1 rRNA gene is annotated in these 3078 nt (G+C 56.9%); it reads left to right on the top strand.

Annotated features, from left to right (window positions below):
* Positions 1 to 59: 59 nt before the first annotated feature.
* Positions 60 to 3078 (top strand): 23S ribosomal RNA (locus ACFXGX_RS43030); the annotation flags it as partial.

Here is a 3078-nt window from a genome sequence, read left to right as displayed (position 1 = left end):
GTGGGGTGATGGGTGGTTGGTCGTTGTTTGAGAACTGCACAGTGGACGCGAGCATCTGTGGCCAAGTTTTTAAGGGCGCACGGTGGATGCCTTGGCACCAGGAACCGATGAAGGACGTGGGAGGCCACGATAGTCCCCGGGGAGCCGTCAACCAGGCTTTGATCCGGGGGTTTCCGAATGGGGAAACCCGGCAGTCGTCATGGGCTGTCACCCATACCTGAACACATAGGGTATGTGGAGGGAACGCGGGGAAGTGAAACATCTCAGTACCCGCAGGAAGAGAAAACAACCGTGATTCCGGGAGTAGTGGCGAGCGAAACCGGATGAGGCCAAACCTCAAGCGTGTGAGACCCGGCAGGGGTTGCGCTTGGGGGGTTGTGGGATCTCTCTTTCACAGTCTGCCGGCTGTGAGACGAGTCAGAAACCGTTGATGTAGGCGAAGGACATGCGAAAGGTCCGGCGTAGAGGGTAAGACCCCCGTAGTCGAAACATCAACGGCTCGTTTGAGAGACACCCAAGTAGCACGGGGCCCGAGAAATCCCGTGTGAATCTGGCGGGACCACCCGCTAAGCCTAAATATTCCCTGGTGACCGATAGCGGATAGTACCGTGAGGGAATGGTGAAAAGTACCGCGGGAGCGGAGTGAAATAGTACCTGAAACCGTGTGCCTACAAGCCGTGGGAGCGTCGCGCATTGAGTTTACTCAGTGCGTCGTGACTGCGTGCCTTTTGAAGAATGAGCCTGCGAGTTTGCGGTGCGTTGCGAGGTTAACCCGTGTGGGGAAGCCGTAGCGAAAGCGAGTCCGAATAGGGCGATTCAGTAGCGCGCTCAAGACCCGAAGCGGAGTGATCTAGCCATGGGCAGGTTGAAGCGGCTGTAAGAGGTCGTGGAGGACCGAACCCACCAGGGTTGAAAACCTGGGGGATGACCTGTGGTTAGGGGTGAAAGGCCAATCAAACTCCGTGATAGCTGGTTCTCCCCGAAATGCATTTAGGTGCAGCGTCGTGTGTTTCTTGCCGGAGGTAGAGCACTGGATAGGCGATGGGCCCTACCGGGTTACTGACCTTAGCCAAACTCCGAATGCCGGTAAGTGAGAGCGCGGCAGTGAGACTGTGGGGGATAAGCTCCATGGTCGAGAGGGAAACAGCCCAGAGCATCGACTAAGGCCCCTAAGCGTACGCTAAGTGGGAAAGGATGTGGAGTCGCACAGACAACCAGGAGGTTGGCTTAGAAGCAGCCACCCTTGAAAGAGTGCGTAATAGCTCACTGGTCTAGTGATTCCGCGCCGACAATGTAGCGGGGCTCAAGCGTACCGCCGAAGTCGTGTCATTGCAGCAATAGGGCCAACGCCCGCTGTGATGGGTAGGGGAGCGTCGTGTGCCGGGTGAAGCCGCGCCGGAAGGCAGTGGTGGACGGTTCACGAGTGAGAATGCAGGCATGAGTAGCGATACACACGTGAGAAACGTGTGCGCCGATTGACTAAGGGTTCCTGGGTCAAGCTGATCTGCCCAGGGTAAGTCGGGACCTAAGGCGAGGCCGACAGGCGTAGTCGATGGATAACCGGTTGATATTCCGGTACCCGCTGTGAAGCGTCAAACATTGAACCAGGCGATGCTAAGTCCGTGAAGCCGCCCCGGAGCCTTCGGGCAAAGGGGAGTGGTGGAGCCGACGGACCAGACCTGTAGTAGGTGAGTGATGGGGTGACGCAGGAAGGTAGTCCATCCCGGGCGGTGGTTGTCCCGGGGTAAGGGTGTAGGCCGTGTGATAGGCAAATCCGTCACACATCAAGGCTGAGACCTGATGCCGAGCCGATTGTGGTGAAGTGGATGATCCTATGCTGTCGAGAAAAGCCTCTAGCGAGTTTCATGGCGGCCCGTACCCTAAACCGACTCAGGTGGTCAGGTAGAGAATACCGAGGCGTTCGGGTGAACTATGGTTAAGGAACTCGGCAAAATGCCCCCGTAACTTCGGGAGAAGGGGGGCCATCACCGGTGATTGAATTTACTTCATGAGCTGGGGGTGGCCGCAGAGACCAGCGAGAAGCGACTGTTTACTAAAAACACAGGTCCGTGCGAAGCCGTAAGGCGATGTATACGGACTGACGCCTGCCCGGTGCTGGAACGTTAAGGGGACCGGTTAGTCACTCTTCGGGGTGGCGAAGCTGAGAACTTAAGCGCCAGTAAACGGCGGTGGTAACTATAACCATCCTAAGGTAGCGAAATTCCTTGTCGGGTAAGTTCCGACCTGCACGAATGGCGTAACGACTTCTCGACTGTCTCAACCATAGGCCCGGTGAAATTGCACTACGAGTAAAGATGCTCGTTTCGCGCAGCAGGACGGAAAGACCCCGGGACCTTTACTACAGTTTGATATTGGTGTTCGGTTCGGCTTGTGTAGGATAGCTGGGAGACTGTGAAGCTTGGACGCCAGTTCAGGTGGAGTCGTCGTTGAAATACCAGTCTGGTCGTGCTGGATGTCTAACCTGGGTCCGTGATCCGGATCAGGGACAGTGTCTGATGGGTAGTTTAACTGGGGCGGTTGCCTCCTAAAGAGTAACGGAGGCGCCCAAAGGTTCCCTCAGCCTGGTTGGCAATCAGGTGTTGAGTGTAAGTGCACAAGGGAGCTTGACTGTGAGACCGACGGGTCGAGCAGGGACGAAAGTCGGGACTAGTGATCCGGCGGTGGCTTGTGGAAGCGCCGTCGCTCAACGGATAAAAGGTACCCCGGGGATAACAGGCTGATCTTCCCCAAGAGTCCATATCGACGGGATGGTTTGGCACCTCGATGTCGGCTCGTCGCATCCTGGGGCTGGAGTCGGTCCCAAGGGTTGGGCTGTTCGCCCATTAAAGCGGTACGCGAGCTGGGTTTAGAACGTCGTGAGACAGTTCGGTCCCTATCCGCTGTGCGCGTAGGAATATTGAGAAGGGCTGTCCCTAGTACGAGAGGACCGGGACGGACGAACCTCTGGTGTGCCAGTTGTCCTGCCAAGGGCATGGCTGGTTGGCTACGTTCGGGAGGGATAACCGCTGAAAGCATCTAAGCGGGAAGCCTGCTTCGAGATGAGTATTCCCACCCCCT

The sequence above is a fragment of the Streptomyces sp. NPDC059371 genome, from assembly GCF_042751995.1.
In the GTDB taxonomy this organism is placed as follows: domain Bacteria; phylum Actinomycetota; class Actinomycetes; order Streptomycetales; family Streptomycetaceae; genus Streptomyces.
The sequence above is the reverse complement of the archived record's forward strand: the minus strand, read 5'-3'. Positions and strand labels throughout refer to the sequence as shown.